The sequence below is a fragment of the Aliivibrio fischeri genome (genome assembly GCF_009727955.1).
GTDB classification, from domain to species: Bacteria; Pseudomonadota; Gammaproteobacteria; order Enterobacterales; family Vibrionaceae; genus Aliivibrio; species Aliivibrio fischeri_A.
The window spans coordinates 124071-150470 of the sequence record NZ_WOBR01000003.1; the positions used below are offsets into that span (position 1 = coordinate 124071).

At 37.6% G+C, this 26400-nt stretch carries 23 protein-coding genes and 1 pseudogene; 7 read left to right on the forward strand and 17 right to left on the reverse strand.

Annotated features, from left to right (window positions below):
* Positions 1 to 2: 2 nt before the first annotated feature.
* The 6 genes from GNP81_RS02385 to GNP81_RS02410 form a co-directional block, all read right to left on the reverse strand.
* Complete coding sequence (locus GNP81_RS02385; RefSeq protein ID WP_155674093.1) at positions 3 to 1763, reverse strand: IucA/IucC family protein; 1761 nt, start codon at positions 1761 to 1763, stop codon at positions 3 to 5.
* A complete protein-coding gene (locus GNP81_RS02390; protein ID WP_155674094.1) occupies positions 1763 to 2674 on the reverse strand; it encodes a GNAT family N-acetyltransferase in 912 nt (303 codons plus the stop codon). Before GNP81_RS02390 ends, GNP81_RS02385 begins: the two co-directional genes overlap by 1 nt.
* On the reverse strand, positions 2667 to 4442 hold the full coding sequence (locus GNP81_RS02395; RefSeq protein ID WP_155674095.1) for an IucA/IucC family protein: 1776 nt from the start codon (positions 4440 to 4442) through the stop codon (positions 2667 to 2669). The genes GNP81_RS02390 and GNP81_RS02395 overlap by 8 nt, the downstream gene beginning before the upstream one ends.
* Before the next feature lie 148 nt (positions 4443 to 4590).
* Complete coding sequence (fhuB, locus tag GNP81_RS02400; protein WP_155674096.1) at positions 4591 to 6594, reverse strand: Fe(3+)-hydroxamate ABC transporter permease FhuB; 2004 nt, start codon at positions 6592 to 6594, stop codon at positions 4591 to 4593.
* 11 nt (positions 6595 to 6605) lie between these two features.
* Positions 6606 to 7493, reverse strand: a complete 888-nt coding sequence (locus GNP81_RS02405; RefSeq protein WP_155674097.1) for an iron-siderophore ABC transporter substrate-binding protein — start codon at positions 7491 to 7493, stop codon at positions 6606 to 6608.
* Between the two features lie 37 nt (positions 7494 to 7530).
* Positions 7531 to 8298 (reverse strand): ABC transporter ATP-binding protein, encoded by a 768-nt coding sequence (locus GNP81_RS02410; protein ID WP_196587394.1) that lies wholly within the window; start codon positions 8296 to 8298, stop codon positions 7531 to 7533.
* Between the two features lie 134 nt (positions 8299 to 8432).
* Between GNP81_RS02410 and GNP81_RS02415 the strand changes: the two genes are divergently transcribed.
* The gene (locus GNP81_RS02415) at positions 8433 to 9638 is read left to right on the forward strand and encodes an MFS transporter (RefSeq protein WP_155674099.1); all 1206 of its coding nucleotides are present in this window, start codon (positions 8433 to 8435) and stop codon (positions 9636 to 9638) included.
* A 3-nt stretch (positions 9639 to 9641) separates the two neighbouring features.
* Here the strand turns inward: GNP81_RS02415 and GNP81_RS02420 are convergent, their stop codons facing one another.
* Both GNP81_RS02420 and GNP81_RS02425 read right to left on the reverse strand, forming a co-directional pair.
* Positions 9642 to 10373, reverse strand: a complete 732-nt coding sequence (locus tag GNP81_RS02420) for a siderophore ferric iron reductase (protein WP_155674100.1) — start codon at positions 10371 to 10373, stop codon at positions 9642 to 9644.
* Between the two features lie 78 nt (positions 10374 to 10451).
* Positions 10452 to 11900 carry a sensor domain-containing diguanylate cyclase gene (locus GNP81_RS02425; RefSeq protein ID WP_155670403.1) on the reverse strand — a complete coding sequence of 483 codons (1449 nt, stop codon included), beginning with the start codon at positions 11898 to 11900 and terminating at the stop codon, positions 10452 to 10454.
* A gap of 269 nt (positions 11901 to 12169) precedes the next feature.
* On the opposite strand from GNP81_RS02425, the gene dbpA reads away from it, so the two are divergent.
* Positions 12170 to 13558, forward strand: a complete 1389-nt coding sequence (gene dbpA / locus GNP81_RS02430; protein ID WP_012535236.1) for an ATP-dependent RNA helicase DbpA — start codon at positions 12170 to 12172, stop codon at positions 13556 to 13558.
* 98 nt (positions 13559 to 13656) lie between these two features.
* Here dbpA and emrD read toward each other — a convergent pair whose 3' ends face one another.
* The 5 genes from emrD to GNP81_RS02455 all read right to left on the reverse strand — a co-directional run bounded on the left by emrD (position 13657) and on the right by GNP81_RS02455 (position 19499).
* Positions 13657 to 14859, reverse strand: a complete 1203-nt coding sequence (gene emrD, locus GNP81_RS02435) for a multidrug efflux MFS transporter EmrD (RefSeq protein WP_155674101.1) — start codon at positions 14857 to 14859, stop codon at positions 13657 to 13659.
* A 275-nt stretch (positions 14860 to 15134) separates the two neighbouring features.
* On the reverse strand, positions 15135 to 16586 hold the full coding sequence (locus GNP81_RS02440) for a sensor domain-containing diguanylate cyclase (RefSeq protein ID WP_155670397.1): 1452 nt from the start codon (positions 16584 to 16586) through the stop codon (positions 15135 to 15137).
* A 236-nt stretch (positions 16587 to 16822) separates the two neighbouring features.
* Positions 16823 to 18325 carry a DEAD/DEAH box helicase gene (locus GNP81_RS02445; RefSeq protein WP_155674102.1) on the reverse strand — a complete coding sequence of 501 codons (1503 nt, stop codon included), beginning with the start codon at positions 18323 to 18325 and terminating at the stop codon, positions 16823 to 16825.
* A gap of 154 nt (positions 18326 to 18479) precedes the next feature.
* Positions 18480 to 19202: a YebC/PmpR family DNA-binding transcriptional regulator gene (locus GNP81_RS02450; RefSeq protein ID WP_017019338.1), complete on the reverse strand. Its 723-nt coding sequence runs from the start codon at positions 19200 to 19202 to the stop codon at positions 18480 to 18482.
* Positions 19203 to 19292: 90 nt separating this feature from the next.
* Complete coding sequence (locus tag GNP81_RS02455) at positions 19293 to 19499, reverse strand: DUF3283 family protein (protein ID WP_012535376.1); 207 nt, start codon at positions 19497 to 19499, stop codon at positions 19293 to 19295.
* 376 nt (positions 19500 to 19875) lie between these two features.
* Between GNP81_RS02455 and GNP81_RS02460 the strand changes: the two genes are divergently transcribed.
* On the forward strand, positions 19876 to 20262 hold the full coding sequence (locus tag GNP81_RS02460) for a pilus assembly protein PilA (RefSeq protein WP_155674103.1): 387 nt from the start codon (positions 19876 to 19878) through the stop codon (positions 20260 to 20262).
* A 66-nt stretch (positions 20263 to 20328) separates the two neighbouring features.
* On the opposite strand, the gene GNP81_RS02465 is transcribed toward GNP81_RS02460, so the two are convergent.
* Positions 20329 to 20523, reverse strand: coding sequence for a PA3496 family putative envelope integrity protein (locus GNP81_RS02465; RefSeq protein WP_155650836.1), 195 nt, complete (start codon positions 20521 to 20523; stop codon positions 20329 to 20331).
* A 303-nt stretch (positions 20524 to 20826) separates the two neighbouring features.
* Here GNP81_RS02465 and GNP81_RS02470 point away from each other — a divergent pair, with 303 nt between their 5' ends.
* On the forward strand, positions 20827 to 21144 hold the full coding sequence (locus tag GNP81_RS02470; protein WP_336495460.1) for a YkgJ family cysteine cluster protein: 318 nt from the start codon (positions 20827 to 20829) through the stop codon (positions 21142 to 21144).
* 24 nt (positions 21145 to 21168) lie between these two features.
* Here GNP81_RS02470 and GNP81_RS02475 read toward each other — a convergent pair whose 3' ends face one another.
* Complete coding sequence (locus GNP81_RS02475; protein ID WP_005421957.1) at positions 21169 to 21660, reverse strand: M48 metallopeptidase family protein; 492 nt, start codon at positions 21658 to 21660, stop codon at positions 21169 to 21171.
* Positions 21661 to 21977: 317 nt separating this feature from the next.
* On the opposite strand from GNP81_RS02475, the gene GNP81_RS02480 reads away from it, so the two are divergent.
* Positions 21978 to 22916, forward strand: a complete 939-nt coding sequence (locus tag GNP81_RS02480) for a halovibrin HvnB (protein ID WP_155651841.1) — start codon at positions 21978 to 21980, stop codon at positions 22914 to 22916.
* Between the two features lie 114 nt (positions 22917 to 23030).
* On the opposite strand, the gene gbpA is transcribed toward GNP81_RS02480, so the two are convergent.
* Positions 23031 to 24509, reverse strand: coding sequence for an N-acetylglucosamine-binding protein GbpA (gbpA, locus tag GNP81_RS02485; RefSeq protein WP_155674104.1), 1479 nt, complete (start codon positions 24507 to 24509; stop codon positions 23031 to 23033).
* A gap of 303 nt (positions 24510 to 24812) precedes the next feature.
* Here gbpA and GNP81_RS02490 point away from each other — a divergent pair, with 303 nt between their 5' ends.
* The gene (locus tag GNP81_RS02490; protein WP_155674105.1) at positions 24813 to 24998 is read left to right on the forward strand and encodes a ParB family protein; all 186 of its coding nucleotides are present in this window, start codon (positions 24813 to 24815) and stop codon (positions 24996 to 24998) included.
* Positions 24999 to 25274: 276 nt separating this feature from the next.
* Here GNP81_RS02490 and GNP81_RS19360 read toward each other — a convergent pair whose 3' ends face one another.
* Positions 25275 to 25445 carry a hypothetical protein gene (locus GNP81_RS19360; RefSeq protein ID WP_236798260.1) on the reverse strand — a complete coding sequence of 57 codons (171 nt, stop codon included), beginning with the start codon at positions 25443 to 25445 and terminating at the stop codon, positions 25275 to 25277.
* A gap of 26 nt (positions 25446 to 25471) precedes the next feature.
* Here GNP81_RS19360 and GNP81_RS02500 point away from each other — a divergent pair.
* Positions 25472 to 25937, forward strand: a pseudogene (locus GNP81_RS02500) (glycine radical domain-containing protein); the annotation flags it as partial.
* Positions 25938 to 26400: the final 463 nt, after the last annotated feature.

Consider the following 26400-nt stretch of genomic DNA (forward strand, 5'->3'; position numbering starts at 1 on the left):
TGTTATTGATTTAAAGCGATGTACAGTGGGTTATCTACCTTATCGTCCATATCAGGAAACATACGAGAAACACTCGAATCCGTACTATGTCGAAATTTAGCTAAATTAAGCCCTATACGTAATATTCTGGGTTTAAACAGATCCAAACGTTCAAATCTATCTTTATATTCAGGGGTCATAGCCATATAGGTATTAACTCGTTGAGCAAGTACCTTATAGAACTCAATTTCTGGCAATCCTAGAGTTTCGACAAGTGGTGAAATAAAACGAAGAACCGTCACGAAATGGCCTGTTTGCAAATCATGAATAATTAACTCTTCAGGTAATTTAACGGTTACGTCTTTAACTAAAGGATTAAGGGTTTCTTGCTCTGGAATGTCTCGTTCAACAAGGCGCATATCTCCCTGAAAATCTTTCAATAAAATGCGCTTTGGTACCCCATTTTCCATAACTAACGTTACGTTTTGCCCGTGGGCAATGAGGGATACACCATATTTACAGAGTAGGTGATAGAAAGGGATCACAACGGCATCAAACAGCTTATCTAACCACCCTTCTATTGATAATCCAGAGGTTTGAATGTACTCAGAAATCAGAGGCACACCAGATTCATCAGACTCCATCAGTGCTGCTATTAATATCGCACTCTCATTTTCACCAAGTTTAGATTGCGCTGATTCTCTCCATATCACACCAAGTAACTCATGGTAACGATAAGGCGCATCGGTCAGTCGCTTATAATCTGCTTGAGCAACAAATCCTGCAGCCGGCTCTTGCAACACTTCAGCTTTCTTATCAACGAATAAAGAATCCGATTTAAAAACAGAATCCAACCAATCAGATGCTACTGGGCCTGCAAGAATATAACGCCCAGGAATACCACGATAACAAGAAGTATTCATGATCGTTAAAGGCAGCTTAATATCATAACTCTCTGGACGAGTTACATTACTCAGTGTTCTAATTGATAATTGCGGTAAAAAGTCATCTCCAAATTCCCCCAAATAAACCAACGTTTTCTCGGCCATTTCTCTGGAATATAGAATTGATAATTTTTGATCCCATTGCCAAGGATGCACTGGCACAAACGTATATTCGCTACTATCAACATTAAATGATGAAAGCTGTGAATTCATAACATGCAGTTCATCATTACTTACAGCAGAAAGTACCAACTGTTTCCAGTCCACTTTATTGCTCATCGCTTTCTCTAAGATGGATTCATGCACCGCCACCCAAGCTAATTGAAATGCTCTCTCAGCTTCTGGGGCGTACAATGAAAGATCTTGTGTTCCCCACCCTCGACGACCTTTGTTAAAAGCAAACTTAGGATGACCATTAAACAAAAGCTGTTGTTGTTCACATGATAAAAAAGCCAACTCATTTGCAGACATATTCATTTTACGCCGTGCAAGCTTGCAATCACCTAACAAAGTGGCATTCAAATCTTCAAAATGTTCAGCTAACGATTCATCACTAATGTCAATAACATCTTGAATATCAATCATAAATTGAGCTGCTAACACATCAGAATTCAAACTTTTCTGTTTACGAATTAGCGAACTAGGTTCGATAACTATTTGTCCCCAAATATTGGTTTTACCTAAGAATTGGTAACAAACACCATCATCAAGGAACAATACATAACCTTGATTATTTTGCTCTATTTTAAACGCTTGTTCATAAGCTAACTCACTGATTAATTTAGCCACCATTTTACGATTTGCCGCTGGCCAGTGAGTATGTAATGCAATTTGATCCATCACCACTGCTCCAAAAAGAATGCCTGTCGTTTAATCATCATTAATGCTGAACGTTTATGAGGGAAATTAAATTCAAAACATTTTTTGTATCCAACTTCTTGTATGCGATTGAATAAACGATGATTATCCGCCCTTGGCTCCAATACAATTCGCTGAGTTCTCACCTCATCTATAAAGAGGTAATGGCTGATCGCTCGCATCCAACAATTAAAATATTCTGGTCCTCTAAATGCTTCCTCACCCACCAAAAGGTGAATCCCACGATCATAAGGTTGAACATCGTAATACGGACTTAATCTGTCTTCACTTACCCAATATGCTTCAACATAACCAAATGGTTCACCATTAAACTCACCAATAAGAGGAATAATATGTGGATCATCCAAACGTTCTTTAATGAATTCAGCCAACTTTTCATAACTCCATGCTTGCTCCCAAAAATTAGCGACTCGAGGATCATTCATCCATGCTGTAAATCGCTCTAAATCCTTCTCAAGCTCAAACACTCTAAAGCTAATTTTTGCATCAATATTATGGTCATGGCGTTGATATACTTTTCCTTTTGGCATTTCAGGACGCAACGGATGATGACGATACTGTAGTAGTGTTTGAACTTCTCGCCAAGGAAACAAAGTAGAGGGAGAATGCAAATGCCATGGTTCAACTTGTTGATAAAACCCTTCTCTTGATAACCTATTTTGATAAAGACTCGGAAGTGATTGAAGCAATAGGCTTGGTATCTCTGATTCACAATCAATCTCTGAGAGAGTTGGGTTGGTACTAAAAATATGATCAATTTCTTGTAAAGATGTCTCGATAAGCTGAGTGTCTTCAAGATCCTGATTTGAAACGGTAAAAGTAATTGTGGGGCTTGGCTCTACGTTAAAAATGAGCGTTGTATATTTACACATTCATCACATCCTTTATATGAACTAGTGGATTGGGTAAATCAAAATAAATAACTGATGGATCAGGAATTGAATTCTCATTCATGTTTTGCAAATAACAATAAAAGTTACCTTTACAGCACAACGCTTCACTCTCTAACACATAGTCTAAACAACGAGGAGCCCTTACGCCTTTTGCTTTTAATACCTCAAGTTGTTTACGCAACTCTTTTAATAAGGTTTGTTCACTCACGCCGCAATAAGCTGAAATAGATGCAATGACATTAAACGTAGAATTGATAATTAAGTAATAAGCAAAATAACGTCTTACCTTGTCATCATTCCAATAGTTTTCAATATCTTGCTTTGTTTGTTTTAAAGCTTCGGGAAAACGCTCAAACGCTAAATCTGTATATCCTGTTCCTTGACAATCACGATAGTACATACCGATAGGAAACCCTGACTTCATCTGCATAACAATATTCTGCTGATGAGCTAAAAAGACCAAGCCATAATTAGCCTGAAGATTAAATAAAGGGATAACTGTGTATTGACAATAAGCACTAAACCATTGCTCTGCAACTTGGGATAACGACTGCTGGGACAATTTTGTATAATGCTTAATTCTTTTCGCCAATAAGCTTTCACCACCATAAGGATTTTGTTGTGTTAATGTAGCAAGAACAACTGCTTCTTCTTCTGGTTTTGAGCTTAATGGATTATCACGAAATGCCACAAGACTCTCGTCCACGACCTCACCCGACTTATTAGTTAGCCCCAAATAACTGGGTTCTTGCATAACTTGAAAACCTTGTTCTTGTCCCAATTCATTACTTAACTCAGTATCATGAAATAATTGGTTTAATCGGGTTCCGCGTATCACTTCTTTTAAAGATAAATTACGAATGGAATTGGTTAACTTCACACTTAATGAAAACTTCAACATATACGGTAAAGTCGGTGAATACAGTGAACGAGTTGATGAGGTTGGATACCATGTTGAACCGATCTCACCAAGCTCTCTAATTAGCCCAGACTGAATATAAGATTTAATATCTTCATTATCTTGTAAGACCGTCCACTGCCAAGGATGAACCGGAAATAGGTGCTCACCTTCATGAGTAACACCACTCAAAGCTAAAGATAAGAGATGATCTTGAGAAACCAGTTGGTCTAACCGCTCTTTCGCATTGTACTGTCCAGAAGAACCAGAAATCAGAATTGATGAATCAACAACCAACCAACATAAAGCAAACTCACCACCTAGCTCGGGAGAATACTTTCTCGCATCTTCTTCGCTAAATTGCTCACGACTTTTAGGGGCTGGATGGAAAGAATGTCCAATCAGTAAACCTTGTTCTGCTTGTTGAAAATTTAATGCTTCAGAGAATAGAATCGTTGAATATGGATTGTTTCTAGCTCCAATATACGTATTACTGTAACTCTCATTTACTCGCTCTAGAAAAGTTTCTTTCTGCTCTTTCGTTATTAACCCTATCAACGCTGGTTGTTCTAATATTTTCTCTACGACCTCTTCAAAGCCGATGGCTCTGGACTCCTCTGCATACAATACTGCAGGGAAACAATATTCATGCAGCCCAACTGATGATACATAATTTAATGGAATTTGAATCTCATCAGTGTTCCCTAAAGGAATTCGGTAATAAGCTTCATATTGATTGTTTATTATTTGAATTGCAGCGCATTCTCTAGCCAAAGAATTAAGGAAACAGGCAGCAGGAACATCATTCCCTCCCCTTATTGCGTAGTCAAACTCATCATTAGTTTTCATAACATTTCCGTTGTTTTTAATTAACGAATGCGAATGCTAATAATTCTCATTAAAATGATCAACTGTTTTTTATCGAATTTATAAAATAATTTAAATTTTGTGCTGCACCATAAAAATATGTTTAATATCAATAATTAAAACAAGGGTATTACTTTCGCATTAAATATAAAAAGTAGATACCACCAATTAATGATGCCAATAATCCTGCTGGGAATTGCCATGGGAACCACATAACTCGGCCTATCCAATCCGCTAAAATCATTAAACAACCGCCTAACAAACTCGCAGCAATAAGTTGATGTGAAGCTTGATATTGATGAAGAGAGCGTGCCATGTGGGGAGCTAATAAGCCAATAAAACTAAGAGGTCCGATAATAATCGTACATAGCGTGGTTAAGGCGGCGACAAACAATAATAGTAACAATCGAACTCGACGGCAGCACAAACCTACACTACTCGCTACCGTGTCTCCCAACCTCATTAAATCTAACCATCGATGAAATTTCAGCGCTAAGATAAGAAACAACAACACCCCTATCGCAAGTAAATACACATCATTCATCGAGACTAAATAAGTTGAACCAGATAACCAGGTTAATAGTGCTTTAACGTTATCTTGTCCTGATGATAAGGCAATTCGTAAAAACGCATCTAACCCTGCACTTAAGGCTATTCCTGTTAGTAGCATTTGAATTGGAGCAAAATGATGTTTTCTTCCCATAAGCCATATTACCAACGTGACAATTAATGCCCCTAAAGTACCCAGTAACATCTGTTCATGCCTATCTATTGCAACACCAGAAACAGCGCCTAAAACTAACGCCAGTGCCGCACCAGAACTAATCCCTAAAATCTCAGGACTTGCCATTGGATTCATTGATACCCTTTGGATCACGGTTCCAGCAATAGCTAATCCAACCCCGGCTAAGAACGCAACAAATACTCGCGGTATTCTTAACTCGATAATGGATATATCAAAGGTTATCGCCCAGCCAAGTTGTCCTTTACCAAGTAATACTGCGCCAATAAACAAAACAACAATCAAAAAAGACAATGGAACAGCAACAAATCTAAGGCTTCTTACTCGATATACAATTTGCGAGGTTGCTCTCACCTTCATCTCTGACTGTAATTGTTGTCGATTTAATAACCACAACAAAAAAGGAGCACCAAGTAATGCGGTCATGGCTCCCGTTGGTAATAACTCACCACCCACACCTGAAAATGGCTGTATAATTAAATCAGCAAACAAAAGCATTACACTACCAATAACACCACTCATTAAAATTTGAGTAGATAACCCTCTTGCACCACACATTCGAGCTATTGCAGGAGCAACTATCCCAACAAAACCAATCAAACCAACTTCACTCACCACAGCTGCGGTAATACATATAGCTAAGGTCAACGATATCACTTTAATCTGCTTTATATTAATCCCGATAGAGGAAGCTACATGCTCACCTAGCTGAAGTGCAGACAAGGGGCGAGCAAGTAATAAGATTGCGATAACAGGAAAGATAACGAATGGAATAAGCCTTGATACACTACTCCAATCATTTTGATTTAATGTACCCGCCCCCCACACAAATACGCTCGTTAATTGTTGCTCATTTAATAACAACAACATGGTATTTAAAGACCCAAAAAACAGACTAACAACCATTCCAGCTAGCACCATATGTACAGGTGAAAAACCACGTTTTGCTGATAATAAAAACACTAATCCGGTGGCAAATGCTCCTCCTAAAAATGCAGGAATAAATCCATTAATAGAACTACTAACAGGTAAAAACAAAATACCAAGAACCATCCCCAATTCAGCTCCAGCAGCAACCCCTAACGTCGTTGGTGAAGCGATAGGATTACGTAATACAAACTGCATAACACAACCAGCAATCGCCAAACCAAAACCTGATAGCACAGCAATGGATATACGGGGAAGATAAGTTAAATACGTAATTAATTGCTGATAATCAGATGAATCATAATGAAATACGGTTTTCCATAATAAATCGATACCTTGAGAATAAGGTGCGGTCCATTGCAATAAGCTCAATAAAACAATACAAACAAATACAACATAGCCAACGTTCTGTTTACTTCTATTATGACCTACCTTAGGGTGGTGTGCTGGACTCAATATACGCATTCGTTCATCCGTTACTGAGTTAATTGTTGAGTAATATGATTACTAAACCGTTGTGCAGATATGAGTCCTCCAAAAGTCCAAATAGCGGGAAGTTCATAAACTGAATTTGTACGTGTGAATGCCATCGCTTGCCATAAGGCTGATTGAGTTAATTTTACTTTCTCTTCTTCTTTTAATGGACCAAAGATAAGCACATTCGCTTGTTGATATTGAGCGAGCTTCTCAATACCTGCAGTCGTGAATCCCCACAAATTTGTCGGTTCATACCAAGCATTTGTTAACCCCATAGCATTGATTGTTGATTGTGCTAATGACCCCTCGCTATGAATGCGAACGGTTTTTTCATTAATAAAACGAATAAAAAGCAATGGGTTTTCCTGATGTTGTCGTATTTTATTCCCATTTTCAGCCAATATGTTTTCTGTTTGTTTAATTAACTGCAATGCGTGCTGCTCTTTATTTAGCAAACGGCCTAATTGTATCGTCACGTCTTTAGCAGAAATTAGGGGCGTTTTTTTATTGCTATAAACGGTATAAACCAAGGTAGGAGCAATCGTGTTTAATTTTTCATACATTGCACTCATGTGCTGACTAATTAAAATAACATCAGGGTTCAACTCTGTAATCAGCTCTAAATTGGGTTCTCGTCGTGAGCCAACATCCAATACGTTCGAAGAAAGCTCAGGCGTCATCACCCACGCTTGATACCCTTTCGCATCTGCAACGCCCAATGGTTCCCCCCCCAAACTTAAAACAGTTTCGGCTAACACCCAATCTAACGCTATAATTTTTTGTGGTGCCCTTGTTATCTCAGTTAAACCTAATTCATGTTTAATCTCTGCTGTTTGTGCAGGCATCGCGTACATCACCAACATCATCAGGCTAATCACTTTATACATGGTTGTTTTCCTTTTCTGATTCTCTTATTTTCCACAATTAGGGGATATAGCTGATCACTTGCCCTGTATCAGGATGAGAAAATAGCGCTAAATCCATACCGTAAATTTGCTTTAAGGTTTGAGTATTCATCACACTCTTTGGCGCTCCTTGCGCAATGACACACCCAGAATGCAGAGCAATCAAATGATCGCTAAATTTCGCAGCCATATTTACATCATGTAATACCATAATGACGGTTAGATTTAGGGTTTGATTCAACTCTCTTATCAAGGCCAATAATTCATATTGGTGTGCAATATCTAATGCTGATGTGGGTTCATCCAATAAAATACACTGACTTTGTTGAGCCAATAACATCGCCACCCAAGCTCTCTGCCTCTCACCACCAGATAATGTCGCTACAAAACGATCTCGAAATGGCGTCAACCCCACTTTTTCAATCGCCTCATCTACCAATTGATTGTCTTTTCTACTATAGCGTCCAAATGCGCCTTTCCATGGATAGCGTCCAAAACAAACCAATTCACGAACCGTCACACCATCGGTAATCGGAGGGTGTTGGGGTAAATAAGCAACCTGCAATGCAAAATCTTGTTGTGAAAACTGGTTAATTGATTTGCCATCAAATAGCACATGGCCTGATGTCGGTGCATTTTGACGACTAAGTAATTTCATTAACGTAGATTTGCCGCACCCATTGTGCCCTAAGAGCGTAGTAACTTTATTGGTAGGAAAAGATAAACAAGTTGACGCTAAGATTGTTTGTCCGTCGATTTCAAACGACGCATCGACAAGCTGATACATGAGGGTAATAAAATAATCTGTCCATGAATGATGAGCAGACCTTAACATAAAGAAATGTTAATGATAATTATTTTTATTCACATATTTTAAAAAGTAAGATATAAAGAGCGAGACATTTAAAACAGGAAGTTCAAATGCCCTCTTTTTTCGACAAAAATACCCATATATCAATTCAACTCATCATTATTGGATTAGTGGCCGCGCTAATGGGTATTGGGCAGAACGGCTTACTTGTCTCGCTTCCATTTTTAGTCACTAATTCAGCTTTTGCACTACCGACGTGGTCAATTATCATTGCAGTTGGTAGCTTTCTCTTTCTACCCTCAGCACCATTTTGGGGGAAATACAGTGATAAAAAAGGCCCTAAATGTGTGGTATTGCAAGCTTTGTTCGGAATGAGCTTCAGCTTCTTACTTCTGCTTACTTTTACATTTCTAAGTAATGACCATCCCAATTACGCTGGTTTTTGTTTAATCGGATTGATCATTGCACGAGTCATCTACGGTTGTACCGTTTCTGGAATGGTTCCAGCTAGCCAGCATTGGGCCATTCTTCTATGTGGTGAGGAGAATCGATTACAAGCCATTACATCCGTCAGCATTGGGTTAAGTTTAGGCCGCCTTCTTGGGCCAATATTATCAATTCTGCTATTAAAATCAGGTCCCTATTCACCTTTGATTATGATGGTTTGTTTTCCTCTTCTCGCTCTATTCGCCGCTTTTATGTTGCCAAACCCATCGCAAATAAATAACCACAATAAATCGTCTCACCAAGTGAGTTCTTTTATTCCAAGCATAAGATTAATGCCTTACCTGCTTACAGGACTATTCTTGTGTCTAACCATTGCGCTATTGCAATACAGTTTCTCGCCATTAATAGAGAGCATTACCGATTGGTCACCAAATAAAATCAGTGATGTGATTGGAATACTATTAACCATTAGCGCAACAGTTACCTTGATCACCCAAGTATTCGTCATCAAAAAGAAAAAAATACAAATCACGACCATGTATTACTTAGGAGCAATCTGCTTGCTACTGGGTTATCTAATATTCACGCTACATTCAATATGGCTATTAGGAATTGGAATGGCAATAACCGCCTGTGGAGCTGCCTTATTAGTACCAGCCTATACAACAAAGGCCACCTCCATGGATAAAGATAACCCTGGTTCTGTGGCTGGCTATATATCAATGTCACACACCCTTGGTTACGGTATCGCTTCATTATTTGCTTATACTGCAACCATTTCACCTATTTACCCTATCTACATCTGTATTCTATTTTCTGTAGGAATTTTAGTCATTGCCTTCATGAAACCTCAAATAAACAAGGCGTAGCAGTTAACGTTTATTATCCGGATGACGAGGGCAATCGGGGCATAATTTACGACCATCACATTTATACACTAAACAGCAACTAGTACGCACCAATCGAAGTTGATTCGTGTTCCTATCAATCTGTAAACTGGATAAATGCTTATTAGGTAATGAAAATGCCTCTAACCAAAGCTTAGCCTGTTCAAGTAAATATTCGTTAGATAATGTAGGTAAGTAGGTTTGCAATTTTACAATGCAATTAAGCAAACCATCAGCCAATAAATGATGAGTAAAACCCGGTCTAATCCGAGTCCATTGAGATATATCTTCTCGATATGAAGAAAAAAGCTCACTCAGTTGCAAAGCAACAGATGAAATTAAATGTTCATTGGTTCCAAACGTTAAATCTGAATGATGAAACGTATAACCCGCTACAAAATCAGCCTTAATCTCTTGGCTCATTTCTTTAATATTAGGGAGCGCTCTAAGCTGATAAATGGAGATAAATGCAATGTACACAGGCTGCCAACACAATAAATCCCATGTTCTTGTTAACCAATATGCCTTCCCGCTTTCAGGAGAAATCTTAGATAAGCGATCATAAAGCGCTTTTATTTGTTCACTATTGTTTTTCGATATATGGAGTTGCGGATCTGCATGAGCACAATCAGTTTGATTAACAAAATGTCCATTCAGATAAGGAGTAACCTCTTTTGAGGACTGAAAAAGTAATTCAAAATATTCGCTATTTCGCATATAAAAAGTACAACACCAACCAATAAAGCAGAGGCGTAAGAATAATCATCAAACAGGATAAATGCAAATAATTATCAATTACAATTCACATTTAACACAATTACGCCCAAATTCTTTTGCTTTATAAAGTTGAGTATCTGCAATATTTAATAACTCATGAAGGCTCGTTGTTGCTTCATTTACTGTTGTAACACCCATACTGCATGTCATTGATAATTCTTGACCATCAACCAAAACAGAAAGATCTCTAATCACATTTTGTAGACTTTCAGCAATCATCATGGCCTGCTCTTTATCTTTATTATGAAGAAGAACAATAAACTCATCGCCACCCAGTCGAGCTACAATATCATCTTGATTAATTTGTGCTGAACACGCCTCAGAAAATGCTGTGATCATTTGGTCACCAACATCATGTCCAAATTTATCGTTATATTCTTTAAAATTATCAATATCACACATGATCAACGAGAAAACTTGTTTATCGTTTTGATACGTTTTAAATACTTTGTTCGCCTGTTTCTCGAAGGCTCGACGATTATTTACACCAGTAAGGTAATCGTTATAAGCCAACTCTGAATATTTATCTTTTTGTGCGCGTGTTTTCTTTAAATAATTAAGATTAAATAACAATAAACCGATAATAACCGCAAAGCAGCCAATCACAGCCATTAATGAAAGAGATAGTTTTGTTTGCCAATAATCTTGCTCTTTCGTTACCACCACAATAAAGGGTAGGCCTTTAATCTTACGAGCATAGATCGTATCAAGTGTCCCATTATCATAAATATCAGAAGACATAATCACTTCATTATCATGATAAAATTTCTCTAAAATACTAGGATCCACAGACGATAAATCAATGCCTTTCCCTAAAGGTAAATTACCTTTAGGTATTGCAGAAAGAAGCTTCATATTGGTACTTAAAATCGCGATACCCATTGAAGATGGAAGCTGAAGCTGACTTAACGTTATATTAAAAAAGCTTAAATTAGTCGAAAGACATACGATACCTTTTAGCTTCCCTTCATCATCAATGATCTTTTTTCCATGAACCACAACATTTCGCCCAGCTAGATCGATAAAAGGCAAAGTGACAACACTGTCTTTAGTCTTTTGATTAATAAGAGATTTACAATATTCACGTTCAGAAAGATTAATATTACGAAGCGTTTCACTGTGAGTTAATACACAAGTGTCATCAACCACAAATGCAAGTGTTGCATTAGGCAAGGCATCTTCTTTTTCTTTTAAATAAAATTGTTCATTTTGATGCTTAACAAGATCGTCTTCGATACGAGTTGGTCCTGATTCAGCTAAATCACGAGCCATATCATTTAGCACCGCATCAGAATCTGAAAAAGACTTAATTAACCATAGCTCAACAAAGCTCGCATTAAACTTTAAGCGTTCAACAACACGAGAGCTATCCGTTTGATAAGAAGTGAAAAGATAAAATAAAGATAAAAGGAAAAGTAAGACCCCAATCGCCATTGAGCTATAAAAAAAAGCACTTTTATTTTTCATCTGACCCTTATTTGACGCTTATTATAATTATTTGACGCCGAAATATAACATAAGATGTAAATTTGTAAAATTTATAAGTAGGTCACTTTTTTACACTATTTTATGCCTTTATTTACGCTAATACCTTAATACCTCCTACACCATCTAAATGGTGATGCTTTTATATACAGAAAAACTGTGATCTCCCTTGCTTTTTTAGCCTCTTATCTTTACTCTGCCATCCATTGGACAATTATCACTTTGTCACTACTTGTTTAAAGGAAATTACCTTGAGTCAAACATCTTTCTCATCATTAGATCTGCATCCGTCACTTTTACAAAACCTAGAAACACTAGGTTATAACGAAATGACACCAATCCAAGCACAAAGCTTACCTTTCATGCTAAAAGGGAAAGATGTTATTGCCCAAGGAAAAACGGGCTCAGGTAAAACAGCGGCATTTGGTTTAGGTTTATTAGCTAACCTAAATGTAAAACGCTTTCGTGTTCAATCTTTGGTTTTATGCCCAACACGTGAACTGGCTGATCAAGTAGCAAAAGAAATTCGTAAACTTGCTCGTGCAATTCATAACATTAAAGTACTCACTTTATGTGGCGGCGTTCCTTTTGGCCCACAAATTGGTTCATTAGAACACGGTGCTCACATTATCGTTGGTACTCCTGGTCGTGTTGAAGAACATCTTCGTAAAGGTTACCTAAACTTAGATAACCTAAATACATTTGTTCTTGATGAAGCTGACCGTATGTTAGAAATGGGCTTCCAAGATGCAATTGATGCGGTATTAGATCACGCTCCAGTTAAACGTCAAAATCTTCTATTTAGTGCGACTTTCCCACCGCAGATCAAATCCATTGCTGATCGCATCATGAACGATCCAATCATGACGAAAGCGGAAGAAACCGTTGAAAATACTTCTATTAATCAGCACTTCTTTAAAGTGGGTGATTTTGAAGATCGTCTAGAAGCACTGCAAATTCTATTACTTAAGCATCAGCCTGAATCAACGGTTATCTTCTGTAATACAAAACGTGTAACCCAAGAAGTGGCAGATGAACTTCGCCATTACGATTTCAGCGTAACCGCACTTCACGGTGATTTAGAACAACGTGACCGTGATAAAGCGCTAGTACGTTTTGCAAATAAGAGTACGTCGATTCTTGTTGCAACCGACGTTGCTGCACGTGGTTTAGATATCGAATCTCTTGATGCTGTTGTTAACTTTGAATTATCTCGTGATCCTGAAGTACACGTTCACCGTATCGGTCGTACAGGCCGTGCTGGTAATAAAGGTATTGCTCTAAGCCTTTTCAATGAAAAAGAGATGCACAACATTGCTCAAATCGAAGAGTACATGAACATTGATATTCGTGATGAAGCCCTACCAAGTGCTGATTACCTAAAAGAGCCTGCTTACTACGCTGAGATGGTAACTCTATGGATTGACGGTGGTAAGAAAAACAAACTACGTCCGGGTGATATCTTAGGTGCACTTACTGGTAAAGACGGTATCGAAGGCAAGATGGTTGGTAAGATCAACGTATTTGATTTCCATGCTTATGTTGCTGTTCATAATACCGTTGCAAAAGCAGCGCTTAAGAAACTAGAAAGTGGCAAAATGAAAGGCCGTAGCTTCCGCGTAAGCCGTATGCGTGGCTAAACCCCGATTCATATCAAGTAGTGACCATATCACTATAAATAAAAAGGCCGAGTAGAGATTATCTACTCGGCCTTTCTTTTCAAAAAATACCAATCCAGTTAGACCGCTAATGGCATTTCGCTTGATGGCGGAATTGAATGCACTTTACGCAAACCATATACCGCAAGTAACGCCATTAAGAACATAATCAAGCCTACTGGCATTTGGCTATCAGCAGGAATGAACGACGCCACCATAGTTGCTAAACCAGCACCCAAGTTTTGCATACCACCTAATAAGGCACCAGCTGTACCTGCATGGTATGGAAATGGTGATAAAGCACCTGTTGTTGCTGCTGGAAACAAAATGCCCGCCCCCAAGAAATACAACACCGCACCACCAATCAATGTTAATGCTGTGGTTAATCCCATTAAACCCGGAATTAATACAATTGCAGCGCCCAACACAATTGAAACTAGGCCAACATCAAGTGACTTCTTCTCAGACCAATGCTTAGCAATAACACTTGATAGCGCTGCACCCGCTAAATAACCGGGAATAGGCAGAATAAACAAAATACTTACCGTTGTTGCTGGCAATTTTAATTTACCACCGAGCAATACACCGGCAGCAGCTTCAAAAACAGCAACACCAGCAAAAGTGGCAACAAGACAAATTAGATAGCCTTGGAAGCGGTGCTCAGATAAAACATGGCGATAGCTTTTCCAAACCGCATCTTTACGACGAACTTCTAAAGGAAGGGTTTCCTTCATTGAAGTCACCATAATGATCATAACCGCGATACTAAACAGAGCTAAAAATAAGTAGCTTGAACGCCAACCAAATGCTTCAGTTAAGTAACCACCTAACACTGGAGCCAAAAGTGGTGAAAACATCATACACATACTGATAATACTATTGGTTCTATGTAGTTCATCACCAGAATAGCAATCACGTGGAACTGTACGGCACATTACACCTGCTGCACCAATACCTAAACCCTGAACAAAACAGCCAGCTAAAAACAGCGCATAATCATGAGCAAATAACGCAACTAATGTGCCGGCAATATATAATGCTAAGCCAGATAAAATCACAATACGACGACCAACACGATCAGAAATCGGGCCATAGAAAAATTGTGATAAGCCATAAGGGATCAGATACACCGCCATTACCGCCTGTAAAGAGGCAGGACTTACCTTGAATTCACTTGCCATGTAACCAATTGATGGCACATACATAGTTTGGCTCATTTGACCAACAGCAACTAAAATAACGATCAAAAAACTGAACGTCGCAAGTGAATACGACTTTTGCATGACTGCTCTCCACAAAAACAGTAATTATTAATAAAAAATAATAAGGTGTGATAATTAATAAAAAATAATAAGGTGTGATAATTAATAAAAGAAAGGTTAGGAATAAAAGTTGAATTATCCTCTAACCTTATGGCGCGAGATGATAAGGCGTATAAGAGAAACTGGCAATCAAATTACCTTATATTTCACAAGAGATTTTTTGTGGATTTTGGATTAGTTTTTCTAATGAAAAATCCAGCAAGATAACTCACTGGATTTAATGGGGGGAGGAAATATTAAACTGATATAAAAACTTGGTTTCGCCCTAAACGCTTTGCTTCATAAAGCGCTTCATCGGCACGGCTTAATAGTTTGCAGGCATCGAAAACATCATCATGCATTTCACTTACACCGATGCTGCTCGTTAGTTGTACCAATTGACCATTAATTCTTATTTCTATATTGCGTATTGAACAAAGCAGTTCATTAAGTATCACGTCCGCCTCATCCCTGCTTTTATTACTTAACAACATGACAAACTCATCGCCACCTAAACGAGCAAAATGATCATCAGTGTCACAGATATTTTCACAAGCACGACTAAATAAACGCAACACCTCATCACCAACTTCATGACCATAGGTATCATTTATTTGTTTAAAATAATCAATATCAAACAGTGCAACAGAAAATGTCTGGTTTTTAGAGTGATAGTTTTGAATAAAGCCTAACACTTTCGCTTCAAAGCAACGTCGATTACATGACCCTGTCAAATCATCAAACAAGGCAAGTTTAGAGTAATGCTCAGCTTCACTACTGAGTTTTCCAAAATAATAAGCGTTTTTAACAAGGAAAATGGCAAATATAAGTAATAAAGCAAAAACGGTAGAAATTGCAATATAGAGAGGCGTAACCCAATGAGATTTGGCTTTGGTGACTAATATAATAAATGGGAGATCAGATACTTTTTTTACAAAAACTCCCTGATAAGAACCATCATATTTCTCATGCGATTCAAACATGATCTCTTGATTATATTTTAACCCTTTAATTTCTTTCTTAGGAATATACTCAAAGTTTAATTTTTTACCTATTGGCAAAAATTTAGGAACCGTAGAAGCCAATACCGTGAAATCACTGCTCAATACTGAAATAGAACTAATATTCGTTAAATTTACACTTCTTAACGCTTTAGAAAAAAAAGAAAAATCCGTAATGATACCTACAATTCCTGCAAAATTTCCGTACTTATCATTAACCGTTACACTTTGAGAAATCACATTTCGGTTTAAAATGTCTTTAAAAGGAGTAGTAATAACCGAGTTTATTTCTTGATCGCTTTTCTTTAATTTTTGGCAGTACTCTCTAGAAGAAAGATCAACACCACCAATTGTCTTAGTATTTAATAAAACACAATCTTTATCGACAGCAAAGACATGAACAGCATTCATCAATGTTTGATAATGAATTTCAAATAACTCTCCATACTCTTCATCATGAACCTCATCAAAAGGCAGGGAAGCAAAGTCCTCTTCTGTTAATGAATCAGAGAGCTCATGTAATACATTATTGGAATGGTAAAAAGCCGTCTGAATCCAAGAAGACACATAATTCGCATTAAACTTTAACTCGTTCTCAATCAATCGACTTTGTTTGTTATAGCTCTTTGTCACATAAAAAATAGCACAGGTCATTGCGATACTTAACAGTAGCAAAGACCCAACAGCAACGATATTTTTTATCCTCATTATTCCTCAAAGCATTCACTTGACTAATTTATACCCACAAAGGTACACCAAGTTTATTAACATACACATGGTTTCATAAGACTTTTGATAAGTGTATCAATAAAAAGTCACCATCTCACATCCAAGACAACCAGCATCTAACAACTAATACCGTCTCAAGTAAGGAGATATATAGCTTATAAAAAAACCGGCGAAAATGGCCGGTTTTATTACTTTTTTACATAAGCAAAAAAAGATCAGTCTGCTTTTGGTTTGCGTGCTGGTCGTGGACCTTGACGACGTGGTTTTACATCCGATTTTGGAGTAGATTTTGATTTACCAAAGTTACTGCCATTACCGCGATTTTCGCCAGTTCCTTTCGTTTTAGGTTTACCAGAAAATGGACGTTTTTTCTTATCCGAACCCGTACCCTCTTTCTTAGAAGATGGATTATTTATAGGAGCACGTTTAGCCGCTGGCTTTTGACCTTGTTTTGCACCTTGTTTATTGCCATTACGATTTTCACCTGAACGCTGACCATCTTTATGTTCAACTCTTGGTGCTTTTGGCTTCTTAGGTTTTTTCGGTTTAATCGGGCGAGTATCCAGTTTTGATTCTGGTACTTTATTTACTGGCTCAAAACCTTCTAACACATGACGAGGCAATACTTTTTGAATTAAACGCTCAATAGCAAACAATTCTTTCGCTTCATCTTCGCTCACAAAAGAAATGGCTTTACCCGTTGCACCAGCACGACCAGTACGACCAATACGGTGAACATAATCTTCAGGTACTTTTGGTAAATCAACGTTAATCACTTGAGGCAGTTGCTCGATATCCAAACCACGCGCTGCAATATCCGTCGCTACAAGTACTCGTACTTGACCACTCTTAAAGTTTGCTAACGCTTTAGTACGCGCACCTTGGCTCTTATTTCCATGAATGGCCGCCGCACTTACGCCCTTCTCTTCTAGCGTTTTAGCAAGGCGGTTTGCACCATGTTTGGTTTTACTAAAGACTAAAACTTGCTTCCAATCATTGTCTTTAATCAGTTTAGTAAGCACTTTAGGTTTACGGCCTTTATCCATTACATAAACTGATTGCTCTACTGTTTCAGCCGTTGTGTTACGTTTAGCGACTGAAATCTCAACAGGATCTTTCACTAGCCCTTTTGCTAATTGACGGATCTCATCTGAAAACGTTGCAGAAAAAAGCAAGTTTTGACGGTTTTTAGGAAGCTTAGCTAAGATTTTTTTAATGTCATGAATAAAGCCCATGTCTAACATACGGTCAGCTTCATCCAGAACAAGAATTTCTAATTGATCAAACTTAATCGCATTTTGATTAGCAAGATCCAGTAAACGACCTGGTGTTGCTACCAAAACATCCACACCACGACGCAAACGTTGCATTTGTGGATTTACTTTTACGCCACCAAAAACAACATCAGAAGTAAGCGGTAGGTTCTTACTATACTTCTCAACACTTTCGTGTACTTGCGCAGCTAACTCACGTGTAGGCGTTAATACTAACGCACGAACTTGATTAAACTTACGCTTTGGGCCGTTCGATAAACGCTCTAATAGAGGTAATGTGAAGCCTGCTGTTTTACCTGTCCCTGTCTGTGCAGCAGCCATAACATCCTTGCCTTCAATTACTGCTGGAATTGCTTGTAATTGAATTGGTGAAGGCGTGCTATAACCTTGTTCTTCTACAGCTTTTAAAATAGGGGCAGATAAGCCCAGAGAGGTAAAACCCATACAATCATTATCTCTATATAAATATTATGCGCAAAACTGCGAGCGCTGTAGGATACAGTAAGTTCGAGATTACTCAATCCTAAAGCCATTATTAAAAAGAAAAAGCCGAGCAACATAGGCTCGGCTTTTATCATTTTGAAAATTAAAGGACTGATTAGTCTTCTAATTCTGCGTTGTGATAAACCTGTTGAACATCATCACAATCGTCTAGCATGTCTAAGAATTTTTGGAATTTCTCAGCATCTTCACCAGTTACTGGTGTGTGGTTTTGAGGAACAAAAGTGATCTCTTCAACATCTAGAACTAAGTCTGGGTATTCTGCAGCTAAAGCAGTTTTTACTTTAAAGAACTCAGTGTTTGGAGCAAATACTGTGATTACGCCATCTTCAAGTTCAATATCAGTAACGTCAGCATCTTGCATCATTAGTGCTTCAAGTACTGCTTCTTCGTCGTCGCCTTTAAACTGGAATACAGCTTGGTGATCGAACATGTGAGCACTTGTGCCTGGGCTACCAATTTTAGCACCAGTTTTAACGAAACATTGGCGAACGTCTTGGAAAGTACGGTTACCATTGTCAGTTAGACAGTCAACGATTACGCTTGCGCCGCCTGGTGCAAAGCCTTCGTAGCGTGCGTGTTGGTAATCTTCACCACCGCCGCCAGTTGCTTTATCAAGGGCTTTGTCAATTACGTGTGCAGGAACTTGGTCCTTTTTCGCTTTTGAAATAAGGTGTCTTAGAGACAAGTTCATGTCTGGATCTGCACCGCCATTCTTAGCACACATGTAAATTTCTTTACCGTATTTAGAATAAACTTTGATTTTTGCGCCCTGTGTTTTAGCCATTGAGGCCTTGCGCACTTCAAAACTTCTTCCCATCGGGATTCTCTCTTATGTTTGTTGACTTAAAATTATGGGCAGGATTCTACCAAAATACTTAAGGGGTACGCTAGTAAAGATCAAGGAACCTTACGCTACGCCCATTTTTGTTTTATATTTTTCGATAGATTGCTGAAAAAACAGACGCTCGGTCTCATCTTCTAGCTTCTCTGCTTCTATCGTCCAAAGTTCTGGACCTGCTTTTGCATTTTTTACCTTCCAAACAAAGAACGCAGCTTGTTTATCGAGTTCGATTTTATTTTTTTCTTCTGGAGGTAATAGCGAAAGGTTATTCATAACAAGCTCATTTAATTAATCACGCCCAAATTCTAATGCTTCGGCACCAAATTTTCTAGCAATAAAAAATGACACCGCATTCTAACTTTAAAAATCATAGATTTAATGGATGTATTTCACTTCTATCATTTAGTGAACATCCCACTAATGAAGGCATTCTCTAAATTAATTTGATATTGCACCCATTTTTTCTCAAAAGTGCTACATTGCTAATATGTTAATTATCAATTATTACTATAGAATAGATCGATTCGCTTTTGTTTCTATGAAATACAATTTAGAAATGAGAGCTTGTATTAAGCTCCTTCGTGAAAATAGTCCGTTGAATAGTCAAAACGGCACACCATGAAGTGTATGGTTCAGTGAGTAACTCAAAATGAAAAGTAATAAAAAAATCCACCCAAAAGAGTTGATCGTTGCAGTCATGATTTTAGGTGCACTGGGTTTTGCAGCTAAGCCTTTCTTCTCAAACATTGAAAGTAAGGCAAAACAAAGAGTATTAAGTAACATTAAAACTTCTGTTGAGCATGCTAACCAAATTGCAAGTGATAACCCACTTGATAACAACTCAGTAATTAGACTGATAAAGCCTGAAGATAATCTACTTGTTTCTATTCAAGAAGTGGATGGTCAACAGAAACTGTATATCGGATTTGCAGATTCAGCTGAGAACATTAAAAACGCAGATTGTTACTTTATGTATAATCAAGCAAATCAATCTGATTCTGTATCAAGCAGTAAACTTGAAACGAGCGGTTGTTAAAAACAAGAATGCGCCGGTTCTGGCGCATCTATAAGTATTTAAAGGTATGAAGGTAGAAATCAAAAACTAATGGATAAGACCTAATTCTTTTGCTTCTTCAAGCGTAAGTCCGCTTTCTCTAATCTCACGCATCGCTTCAATACGACGACGTGCCGCTGCTTTTCTTTGACACTCTGTAATATTTGTTACCACTTCATCACTTACTTCGTACTTGCCTTTCATATCGGTGATTTCACCGTGATCAATTGAATTAATAGACATAATAATAACCTCCTAAATCCATACCTTTCAGGTGTATGTTTAGCAAAGGAGATTACCGATGTTAAACCTATTCATTCGAGAATGTGAGCTAAGTAATATTTGTGATTTTTTTTCAAAAAAAGACTATCACTAATATTGTCAATTGAACTACATTTAAGGTTCTACCCTACGCAAAACCTCATTGACCCAGATCACGACTTAGCATATCAAGACATTCTATTTTTTAAATAAATTATCGAGACTTTCTAGAAAGTAGCGCGTACCCTGTGAATATTAACAAAAAACACATTAACTGGAGCACCAGTGAGTATTAATATCGTAGAGCTACCTTCTGACACACATAGTCCTTCTAACATTACCTGTTCTAATTGCCGTGCATGCTGTTGCCGCTTAGAAGTCATGCTCATCACAGATACGGGTGTACCAAAAGAACTCATTGAGAAAGATCAATGGGGTGGTGAAATAATGAAAAGATTAGATGATGGCTGGTGTGCCGCAGTGGATCGCGACACCTTGATGTGCACCATCTATGAAAACCGTCCATGGATTTGCAGAGAATTTGAAATGGCTTCTTATGAATGTGAAACCGAGCGCAAAGATAACGAGATCGACCCTCGCTAAATATCAAGTTTAGAGATTAAAAAATCACACCGTTTCTAAATAAGTTAGATACAAACGAGCATCAAACTCTAACTGGTGATATTCCGGCTCCATATGACAACAGAGAGCATAAAACGCTTTATTATGCTCTTTCTCTTTAATGTGAGCCAACTCATGCACCACTAACATTCGCAGTAACGGCTCTGGTGCTTTTCTAAATACACTTGAAATCCGAATTTCATTTTTGGCTTTCAACTTATTTCCGTGAATACGTGAAACAAACGTATGCAAACCTAATGCGTTATTTACAACATGGATCTTAGGGTCATACACCACTTTACTTAATGGTGATGATTTCTTTATGTATTTATTTTTCAATGCTTGAGTGTACTCGAACAGCGCTTTTTCTGACGTAATATCATGCATGGTTGGGTACTTATTTTTTACCCATTCTGCTAATTTTCCATTCTCAATCATTGGAGCAACTTGCGCCAAAATATGTTCAGGGTAGCCCTGAAGGTACTTTAATTTATTCATTTTATGTTATATCAACACCATTATCGTAGTGCTATTGTACCTCTCTTTTGATTCGACTCAATAAATAACCGTAATTCATTACTTAGTTGAATTAATTCCATATTCAGTACATTTATATTATCAAGACATTAATTTTAGTTTGTTTATTTCACAAAATTTATTTTTACTTTTAATTTATATTCTTAGCAGACTAGGTCAAAAAAATTAAATATAACGTTTTTTTACACATAGTTTATGCTCAAATAACAATTTAAGATTCATTTCGATTATTAAAAACAATCAATTTTTATTTATATAATTATTAAAAGGAATGAATTATGTCTAAGTTGGTATTAAGCGTTTTTCTCATTATAAGCAGTGCCAATGCCTTTGCTTTTGCTAAGCCACCACCACCCCAACCACCAACAAACCCGCCTGGTTATTCTGTTGTTACGCCTGAATTAGGTAATAAAGTGGTTAAGAACTTAATGGAGAATTATTACGATACAAGAGCCAATTGCGGCGCTTCGCATCGTTCTTCTTATCTATGTAGTGGGGTCACATTACGAGGTACTCAACCGGGTAATTACCATGTATGGGAGCCGAGCCCATCATCAGAAAAAAGCGGCGGTGTTTCTTTCTCATACCTTCGTACTGATGCTAAGTTCTCACGCCTTGCTTATGGATACAAAAGTGGCTTTACCATTTATCCAACGTTTGAGTTAGTTGGTAGTGCCTTAGACCTTGAATATCTTTGCTTTTTCCCTGTGGATGCAGATACAAACCGACGTGATGATGCTGGTTGTGGCGCTCATAGCTCGTACCAATCAAACAGCGGTGAGTGTAATGCACAAGGTATTTATTCGGAAGGTCAATGGGTAAATCACTACAATTCAACATCAAGTAATGGTGATAACCGCGATCATCATCAATGTGGTTTTAACATTCAATATTACTACCCTAATGCCACAGAATTTGTCGCATCTAACTTTTATCAAGGGCTGCAAGCAATGCGTGATGTGAGTGGTCAAACGAATAACAAGCAAAACGAAATTCGTATTAAAACATGGGATAAAAGCTTAGGCCGTCAAACTCCAGTTCAAGCTTTCTTTTATATTGATATAACAGGTCAAGAAGGATTAAATGAAGCGAGATCTTACCAGCAAGATTTCTATAATATGTATGGTTTAATAAAACCTGTGGTTAAATTAGACTTGCCAGCAACTTGGGATGATGAAGCTAAATTTACGTTCTCAATGGATGATCAAGGTATTTAATTTATAAATAAGATAATCTTATAAATTATATATAATCTATAAATAAAAAGAGCCTTCAAATTATATATTGAAGGCTCTCTTATTATTTTTATCGCTATAATCTAATAAACAATATTAGTTTACTTTATCCCAAGCCATAGACCAATCAGAGCCTACACCTGGTGCAAAGTTAGTTGCTGTTTCAGTCCATTGCACACAGTAACCAGAGTATGGAAATTCTTTACATTGGTAAACATTGCCATCTTCTGCTAATACTTTCGTACCTGCTTTATAGCCCTTCACACCTTCTGGGAATACAAAGTCAAAGTCACCTGATGATGGAGGCGTTACCGCTTCTTCAACTAAGTGGAAATCAGACATCTCTTGTTTGATTAGCTCGCCATCCATGTTTTTGATACGAGAAACCAACATGTGATGACCTTTCTCAGACTTAGATAGTGCCATTACTACTGATTTTGCATCGCCATCTTTTAACGTTACATTCGTGTTTGCTAGCGCTTCTTTACCGTGGTTATAAACCGTTAGCTCAACATTCATGTCACCTGTTGCATATAGACTTAAATCTAATTCAGTCGCTGAATCACCAATTGTGTATTCAGACGCCAAACCTTCAATATCTAAGTTATATACAGGCTCAACAACCTCTAGATCGTAGCCAATTTCAACGCTCTTTAAACCACTTCCCGCTTTCAGATAAACAGGGTTAGCACCGTATTGAGGTGAAAATTCACTCTTATCATTTAGTTGACCAGCACCAATATTTTGCTGCTCTTTATTGATCTTTGTTGCTAACGCATGTGTCCAGTTATTTGCTTGGCCTTGTGTTTCATTCTCAATCACTAATTCAGTAGAAAGAGAAGCGTTTTCGCCAGATGCATCAAACACACGAGTAAATACACGATCACCCACGTTTAAATCACGAGTTGGATTAATTTGACCACCTTGAGACCAAGTTGGATCAACCACACCACCATTACCGTCAAACTTAACGTCAATTACATTATAGAATGCAGCTGCAGTATCACCCACATCCCAAACAGCAAGAATAACTTGGTAGCCTTCACGCTCAGGAACAATACATTCGTGTGAGAACGTATTTGGGTATAGAGGCGGTTTTTCCATGTTGTATTCAAGTTCACAGAACGGAGTCAGATCAAATGAATCACGCGTTAATACCGCATTTGGATTCCAGTTCTGTTTCGTCATGTAGTACTTCCACGTTCTTGTTACGTGGTTTGCTGTAAACGTCCATTCAAACGTTTGTGCACCAGCAGTAATTGGACGTTTAACCCAACGATCAGCTGTTTGTTCGTTTAATTCAGAAAATTGAACCAGACCAGCACCTGCGATTTGACCATCAGCAGGACCTTTCTCAGGGAAACCTTCAGGGCCTTCAACACTTTGTGGTTCCCATTGAACAGCACCACAGTCGCGGTTTTTTTCTTGAGTATCTGATGTTGGGAATTTACACAGCGCTGCGCGAGAGCCAGCAATACCATCATTAGTTTCAGATACATAACCATGTGCCGATACGCCTGAGCTTACCGCCATCATAGATAACGCAATCAGCGTTTTTGTTGAGCTTTTGTTCATTACTTTACCTTTAATACAGTTATTATTATGTTTTTTGTTCTGCACAGTCTTTCAATAAGTTTGGTCGCCTATTTTTGATAATTTGACATGATTGGGCAGGCGCTGAAATGTAATGGAAAGAATTTATAAAAACGATTTTTACTGCATTAAAATGGAATTCAAATCACACATTATTATTTTTTGTAACTTATTGTAAATAAAGAAATAAAAGAGACCTTAGCATTCCAACCGCCAAGCAAATAACCACAACAAAAACCATTCGTAAAGCAAATACAACCAAACAATTAATCAACAAGATAAATAATGGAAGCCAAACTTAAAAAGCCGACAGATAAAGTTACCTGGAATACGACAACACTAGCCGATTTTGATGATAAAAATACGTATGCAAAAGTTGTAAAAAGTAGTGATAACCGTGGGTTGAAAATTGAGTTAAGCCGCTTACCTTCTGAGCTTTACGATGACATTATCAATGTATGTATCGGATAAAATGAACGCAGGATCGATAGATAATTAAAGTGGGGACAATGGGGGTTGTTTTTAAATCTTAGGAAAACACAATCATCTTAACGTTAAAATTTGTAGACTACTAAATTCAGGTTGAATAGGCCTACTAATGCTAAATACGATTAGGCATTGGCCTCCAAGAACTTATATAGTTACTCCCTCGTGAATTCGTCTTAGCTCTTCTAATGCAAGAGCGATAATGTTTTGCTTATCCGTGTCTTCTTCATTGATAATAAACGATTCAATAATATCAAGGGGTTAAGATTCAGGCGTCAGTATGACTTGTTTAACAATCTCCTTTATCTTTGCTCGATATTGCAAGCGTTGTTGATCTGGCTTTACTAGCTCTTGTTTTACGGCTAGGTATTCTTTTGTTGGACGCTCGTACGCCCATAAATACAGATCACGAAGCAGCTCAATTCTATTCATTTCGTACACACCAAGTACCGCTTCCAGTTGAATACGGTAAGAAAACAGGTAACACCCCGATGGTCGTCGTGCAGGTATGCCTTTTGGTCCGGGTGCAAACCCAATGCATGGACGAGATGAAAATGGAGCAGTAGCGTCGCTAACATCCGTATCAAAACTGCCATTTGCTTACGCTAAAGATGGTATTTCTTATACTTTCTCTATCGTACCAAATGCACTTGGTAAAGATGAAGATGCACAAAAACAAAACCTTGCAGCACTTATGGATGGTTACTTCCACCACGAAGCCGCAAGCGTAAATGAGGGAATTGAAGGTGGTCAACATCTAAATGTTAACGTATTAAACCGTGATACATTGCTAGATGCTGTTGAACATCCAGAAAAATACCCACAATTAACCATTCGAGTATCAGGCATGCTGTACGCTTTAACTCACTAACTCGTGAACAACAACAAGACGTAATTAGCCGTACATTTACAGAGCAAATGTAACATTCATTATATTATGAATAGCAACGCCACTTCATTATGAGGTGGCGTTATTTTTAGATGCTAATATATTCATGGTCAGTAGAAATAAATATTGATTACGATAGATTTCACTTTCAACATTATATTCATAAAAAAGTAACGTAAATTAATTTAGCCCTAAACCACTAGAACTAGTAATTAATTTCTTTTAATAGATTTCAAACCAAACAACAAAGAATATAAGATACTGATAAATAAGATTAAAATCCAATAAAATATAAACCACCCATTAAATAAACTGATAATTCAATCCCATATAAACATAAATGAATGTAACTTCAAATATAAATCACTTATATATGTAGATATATTCATAATCAGCAATAAATTACCTTATAGCCTTATATTGGTCATATTTTTACATTACGCTCTTTTTTAATTGAGATTACCCACCAACTCAAATAATTAATTTCACAAAGGAAAT